The organism is Chamaesiphon sp. VAR_48_metabat_403 (assembly GCF_031422475.1).
GTDB lineage: Bacteria > Cyanobacteriota > Cyanobacteriia > Cyanobacteriales > Chamaesiphonaceae > Chamaesiphon.
This window is the reverse complement of record NZ_JANPLS010000030.1, coordinates 1-5793: the sequence shown is the minus strand read 5'-3', so window position 1 is coordinate 5793 and position 5793 is coordinate 1. Positions and strand designations below refer to the sequence as shown.

General features: G+C 48.2%; 7 protein-coding genes. 6 read left to right on the top strand and 1 reads right to left on the bottom strand.

Annotation, left to right across the window (positions count from 1 at the left end):
• Positions 1–348 precede the first annotated feature (348 nt).
• The 3 genes from RMO79_RS01560 to RMO79_RS01550 all read left to right on the top strand — a co-directional run bounded on the left by RMO79_RS01560 (position 349) and on the right by RMO79_RS01550 (position 2113).
• Positions 349–675: a carbon dioxide-concentrating mechanism protein CcmK gene (locus RMO79_RS01560; protein ID WP_310481292.1), complete on the top strand. Its 327-nt coding sequence runs from the start codon at positions 349–351 to the stop codon at positions 673–675.
• Between the two features lie 172 nt (positions 676–847).
• Positions 848–1195: a carbon dioxide-concentrating mechanism protein CcmK gene (locus RMO79_RS01555; protein WP_396136493.1), complete on the top strand. Its 348-nt coding sequence runs from the start codon at positions 848–850 to the stop codon at positions 1193–1195.
• A 132-nt stretch (positions 1196–1327) separates the two neighbouring features.
• Positions 1328–2113: a BMC domain-containing protein gene (locus RMO79_RS01550; protein ID WP_310481291.1), complete on the top strand. Its 786-nt coding sequence runs from the start codon at positions 1328–1330 to the stop codon at positions 2111–2113.
• Between the two features lie 199 nt (positions 2114–2312).
• Here the strand turns inward: RMO79_RS01550 and RMO79_RS01545 are convergent, their stop codons facing one another.
• A complete protein-coding gene (locus RMO79_RS01545; protein ID WP_310481290.1) occupies positions 2313–2567 on the bottom strand; it encodes a hypothetical protein in 255 nt (84 codons plus the stop codon).
• 112 nt (positions 2568–2679) lie between these two features.
• On the opposite strand from RMO79_RS01545, the gene RMO79_RS01540 reads away from it, so the two are divergent.
• The 3 genes from RMO79_RS01540 to RMO79_RS01530 form a co-directional block, all read left to right on the top strand.
• Positions 2680–3594 (top strand): ADP-ribosylglycohydrolase family protein, encoded by a 915-nt coding sequence (locus RMO79_RS01540; RefSeq protein ID WP_310481289.1) that lies wholly within the window; start codon positions 2680–2682, stop codon positions 3592–3594.
• Between the two features lie 464 nt (positions 3595–4058).
• On the top strand, positions 4059–5066 hold the full coding sequence (locus RMO79_RS01535; protein ID WP_396136492.1) for a rod shape-determining protein: 1008 nt from the start codon (positions 4059–4061) through the stop codon (positions 5064–5066).
• A 277-nt stretch (positions 5067–5343) separates the two neighbouring features.
• The coding region (locus RMO79_RS01530) for a rod shape-determining protein MreC (RefSeq protein WP_310481288.1) at positions 5344–5793 on the top strand (450 nt) is incomplete at its 3' end.

Here is a 5793-nt window from a genome sequence, read left to right as displayed (position 1 = left end):
AAGAAACCGCTCGTCGCCGCGCAAATCCCCAAATCGGTTGGATAGATTACAAAAATGGGCGGTAAAACACGCGAGCTTTTGGGGGGAAGCTCCCCCCAAAAACGTCGCTTGTTTTCCCGCTCCCCGCTGTCTTGAAAAGGTGCTTTACTTGCGGCGTTTTTATTCGGGGGGAACCCCCGAATAAGAAAACGACAAGACAGGGGAAGCCAAGCGACGTTTGTGGGGGAAGCTTCCCCCACAAAGCTCGCGCCCAAGAACGCACTTTTCGCTCCCCGCTCCCCCCTTCTGAAAGAATAACGTACTGCATATTACAAAGAAAGTGCTGTATGCACCAGGAGAATATTTTTAATGGCTAAAGATCGCGACTCTCGTCATGCAGTTGGCACGATCGAAACCGATGGCTTTCCCCCCGTTTTGGCAGCGGCTGATGCCATGCTTAAAGCGGGGAATGTCACGTTGGTTTACTACGGACTCGCCGAACGTGCCGAGTTTATCATTGCCGTACGCGGTACCGTCTCTGCTGTCGAGCAAGCTGTAGCAGCAGGCGTGACTGCTGGCGAAGCCACCAAACGCGGTGCGGTCGTCAGTCACTACATTATCCCCAATCCCCCCGAAAATGTCGATAGTGTCATGCCAATTCACTACACCGAAGCATCGAGAGAATTCTGGGTGTAGGTCTAGTGGATAGTGAATGGTGGATAGTCAATAGTTACAAGTTGCAGCTACGTTTGCAACATAACTGTCGAGGACTGTGAGCCGATCCCAATATATTCCACCATTAGGCGCGAAGCTGTAACCGTACAGTGCTAACGATCGATAATTTATTAGTATAAGGAACGTATTTTTAATGGCTGATTCTATGAGTTCTCAACAAGCAGTTGGCTCGATCGAGACCAAAGGTTTTCCGGCTGTCTTAGCGGCTGCTGATGCTATGCTCAAAGCGGGACGAGTGACCCTTGTCGGCTATCTTAGGGCTGGTTCCGCGCGATTTACCGTTAACGTCAGAGGCGATGTCTCTGAGGTCAAACAAGCAATGGCAGCAGGCATCGATGTAGTCGAAAAAGTATATGGTGGTACTTTAGAATCTTGGGTAATTATCCCCCGTCCGCACCCCAACGTTGAGCGAATTTTACCAATTGGTTATACTGAAGAGGTCGAAGAATTTCGCGCCCAAGTTGAAGGCAGAGTAAACTAATCGATCGTTAGTTTCTAGCTTCAACCGCATATTTTCACAGCTACGATCGTCTGAAATATAGATAGTGCCAACCCGATGAGGCGATGGTAACTGTCCACAGCACATACCATTGGGGAACCTCTACCGCTAACGATGTCCAATATTCATGCTGAAAGTGCCATCGGGTTAATATCTACTCGTAGCTTTCCGGCTATGGTGGGAACGGCAGATATGATGATTAAATCTGCCGCTGTTACTTTAGTAGGCTATGAAAAAATTGGGGGTGGTTATTGTACTGCGGTGATTCGCGGTCGGTTTCCCGATGTAAAATTGGCTGTCGCCGCAGGTGCAGAAGTCGCCCAGCAGATGGATGAATTAATCTGTCAATCGGTAATTTCTCGTCCGTTTCCCAATCTCGATGCCGTCTTACCGATTAGCGATCGCATATTGGCACAAATTGTCGGTAAAAGTAAGCTCAACAATCTCGCCATCGGCTTACTCGAAACGCGCGGCTTCCCGGCGATGGTAGGTGCGATGGATGCGATGCTCAAGACTGCGGATATCTACGTTGCTGGTTATGAGAAAACAGGTGCTGGCTTCTGCACGGCAATTATTCGCGGTACGGTTTCTAATGTGACAATCGCCTTAGATGTCGGCATGTCAGCCGCCGAGAGCATCGGCGAATTACGATCGATCATGGTGATCCCCAGACCATTAGAAGACTTAGAGCGGACGATTCCCACCGCGAGTTATTGGCTGGAGCAAGCATTAGTTATCCCCAAAGAAGAAGAAAAACAACAACCGCTAGCAATACCGCTAAGACTCCCTCAAAGTGTCAGCGTTCCGCTGGTAGAGGTGGAAGTTGTCGAGGTGGAAATAGCTAATACTACCGAAGAATTGAAGTCAGCAGAGAATCGCTCCGCACGAGATTTAGAGTAGATAACCTGAGTACGGGTTAAGAATGTTCGCTACGCTCGTTACCCGCCCGCGACTGAAGTGCGGGCTAATAGCTCAAGTCCACTGAAGTGGACTATCAGATTCTTTAGTCCACTTCAGTGGACTTGAGCTATTAGCCTGGGGATTCATCCCCAGGTGGTGCTTTGACAATCGTTCACTATGCCGCGTTTATATGTGAGCATTACTTTTTTATTGATAAATTTAGTCTGCTGACAGATATCAAAATAAGCTCCAATATCGTATTTTTACCACGAGCATCGACTAATTGTACGTAACATATTAAGTCGCCATTAGTCAGTTGCAATATCTTGCCTTGCTTAGGACTAGCACCAATCTTGGGCATCTGACGGGCTTCACTAGGAACGGTATTGAGACAACTAGCGATCGATAATATTACCTTCCAAGCTATAGTTGTTAAAGAATGACGATTTATCATAGCAATAATTTCCCTGGTTGCAATTAGGACATTATTTTATCGTGGATAGTGGATAGTGAATCGTTAATTTAGGATATAATATTTACAAATAAATACACTTAATTTGGCGATCGTGAAACCATTAGCTAGGGCAGAATTAGCATTAACCGGATTGTCAGTTGGGGATGCTTTTGGGCAAATGTTTTTTGGTAACACGAACACCATGTCAATGGCGATCGATCTTCATGCTCTACCAGCACCGCCGTGGTATCTAACTGATGATTCGATTATGGCGATCGGAATTGTGGAAACATTAACAGCGCGGGGCAAAATCGATCGGGATTATTTAGCCAGTCGATTTGCGGCTAATTATCAGCGCAATCGGCGGCGCGGTTATGGTGGAATGGCGCACCATATTCTGCAAGAATTTTGTAAGGGTGGCGACTGGCGAGAAATTGCGCCTGCGGTTTTTGATGGAATGGGTTCTTATGGCAATGGTGCGGCGATGCGCGTCGCACCATTGGGGGCTTTTTATGCCGAAGATTTAGAGCTACTATCAAGTCAGGCATTAGCTTCGGCAGAAGTTACTCACAGCCATCTCGAAGGGAAAGTCGGAGCCATTGCGATCGCGCTAGCAGCAGCTTGGGCGTGGAATCATCGGGAAATTGCGAATATCAATCCATGCGAGATGTTGGCGTTTGTACTCGATCGATTGCCCGATAGCAATACCAAAAGCGGGATTAAACGCGCTATCGAATTACCGCTAGATTATAGCGTGCCGACGGCGGTATCGGCGTTGGGGAATGGAACGATGGTATCGGCTTCAGATACCGTCCCGTTTACACTTTGGTGCGCCGCTAGGCATTTAACTGACTTTGAAGCAGCGATGTGGACGACAGTAAGCGGTTTGGGAGATCGGGACACCACTTGTGCGATTGTGGGTGGGATTGTCACGATGTATGTGGGACTGAGGGGAATACCGACAGAATGGCTTCAGGCGCGAGAATCATTAACAGAGTGGGAATCGGCACAGGTGGATTGGGATTAGTCTAAATGTATATCTATTTTCTAGCGATCGAACCAGTCCGATTCAGCTAGCTAGCGGTTGGAACCGCCACACATGAATCAAAATTTGCCTACTAAGACTAATCCTCGAAAATAGATTGGTTTAAGCATAATAGCGCGGGGATCGATCGAGCGACTTTTTGCGGGTAAAATCTATCGGCGATCGCAACTAGACGTACGAAGCAAAACGTAATAAGATTCAGCCAGTGGACGGAAAATTCAGCAAAATAGCCTGAGTTTCGTTTCATCGCATCGGGCTGTAGTAGAAAAGAGTGTAGACAAAAAATTAGTACTTAGCAACGTTTCAACAGAATCGATGCTGGGGAACAATAAATAACACCTGCATCGCTGTTGACTATCGCTAAGTGTATATTTAATCCATCATTAGTTAACTTGGGGGCAAAGAAGCGCGTGGGTTTTTTCAATCGCTTTTCATTATCCAGAGATATGGGTATGGACTTGGGAACTGCCAATACATTGGTCTATGTAGCTGGCAAAGGGATCGTTCTGGCAGAACCTTCAGTTGTGGCGATCGACCAAAAGACTAAAATGCCGCTAGCTGTGGGTGTCGAAGCCAAAAAAATGCTGGGGAGAACTCCTGGCGATGTCATTGCGCTGCGTCCGTTACGGGACGGCGTGATTGCCGATTTCGACACGGCAGAAGTGATGTTAAAGCACTTTATTCAACGGGCGAATGAAGGGAGTAACGTCATTAGACCCCGCTTGGTGATTGGGATTCCCAGTGGCGTTACTGCGGTAGAGCGGCGCGCCGTCATGGATGCAGCACTCCAAGCAGGTGCTAGTGAAGTATTCCTGATCGACGAACCGATCGCAGCGGCAATTGGCGCGGGTTTACCCGTATCCGAGCCGACAGGGAGCATGATTATCGACATCGGCGGGGGGACTACTGAAGTCGCCGTAATGAGTTTGCAAGGTTCGGTAATCAGTGAATCTGTAAGGATTGCTGGTGACGAATTGAGCGATTCGATCGTCAATTACATGAAAAAAGTCCATAACCTCGTCATTGGGGAACGGACTGCTGAAGAAATTAAAATTCAAGTGGGTTCTGCCTACCCCACACCAGAGGATAACGATGTCATCATGGAAGTTCGCGGCTTGCATCTACTGTCTGGGTTACCCCGCACAGTGACGATTAAAGGCCCCGAAATTCGCGAAAGTATGTCGGAACCCCTGTCGGTGATTATTGAAGCCGTGAAGCGGACGCTAGAGCGCACTCCACCGGAATTAGCATCTGATATTATCGATCGCGGCATTATGCTCGCTGGCGGTGGTGCGCTGTTAAGAGGCATCGATACCCTGATCAGTCACGAGACGGGAATCGTTACTCATATTGCCAACGATCCGCTCACCTGCGTGGTGTTGGGTACTGGCAAAGTGCTAGAAAACTTCAAAACTATGGATCGAGTCTTCAGCGGTCGTTCTCGCAGTCTCTAGAGTCGAGTGGAAGGGTGGCTACAGTGTATACACAAGTTATTTGAGTTGCTGCGTAGTCCCTTTACCCCACCCCAGCCCTTCCCTTATAAAGGGGAGGGAGCAAGAAAGCCCCCCTTTATAAGGGGGGTAACACCATCTCAGCGGAAGCATAGCCGACTTGTGTGTACACGGTAGGGAAGGGTGCAAGGGCACGATCGATCGATCCCCAACATCCTCATCCGCGATCGATCGAAATAATTATTAACAACTAACAACCAACAACCAACAACCGACAACCATGTTTACTGTGCGCCGCTGGTGGGATAAAAATGCCCTCAAATTAGCTGGATTTGGGACGATTATCGGCGTTACCTATCTAGTGTTGCAAACCCAAAATTCGTTGGTTTTTGAAGTATATAACGTGCTATCGCACCCATTCCAGCCGGGAACCCGACAAATCGACACGCTCAAAAACGCGCGAGTCGAACAACTCCAAAATGAGTTACAAGAATTAAAGAATCAAAATCAACAACTCAAGCAATTAGCCAATTACAGTGCCGCCGTCCCAAATAAAGGTGTTTTGGCTCCAGTCTTGCTCCACAGTGCTGATAATTGGTGGCAGCAGGTCGTTATCGGTCGCGGGAGTGCCGATGGCATTGCGATCGATCATATCGTTGTCGGGACTGGCGGCGTGGTCGGCAGAATCGTCAGTGTCTCACCCAATACCAGTCGGGTATTATTAGTCAGC

Excerpts from the sequence above, each read along its gene's own strand:
- RMO79_RS01560 (WP_310481292.1), top strand. The coding sequence starts at position 349 with ATGGCTAAAGATCGCGACTCTCGTCATGCAGTTGGCACGATCGAAACC.
- RMO79_RS01555 (WP_396136493.1), top strand. The coding sequence starts at position 848 with ATGGCTGATTCTATGAGTTCTCAACAAGCAGTTGGCTCGATCGAGACC.
- RMO79_RS01550 (WP_310481291.1), top strand. The coding sequence starts at position 1,328 with ATGTCCAATATTCATGCTGAAAGTGCCATCGGGTTAATATCTACTCGT.
- RMO79_RS01545 (WP_310481290.1), bottom strand. The coding sequence starts at position 2,567 with ATGATAAATCGTCATTCTTTAACAACTATAGCTTGGAAGGTAATATTA.
- RMO79_RS01535 (WP_396136492.1), top strand. The coding sequence starts at position 4,059 with ATGGGTATGGACTTGGGAACTGCCAATACATTGGTCTATGTAGCTGGC.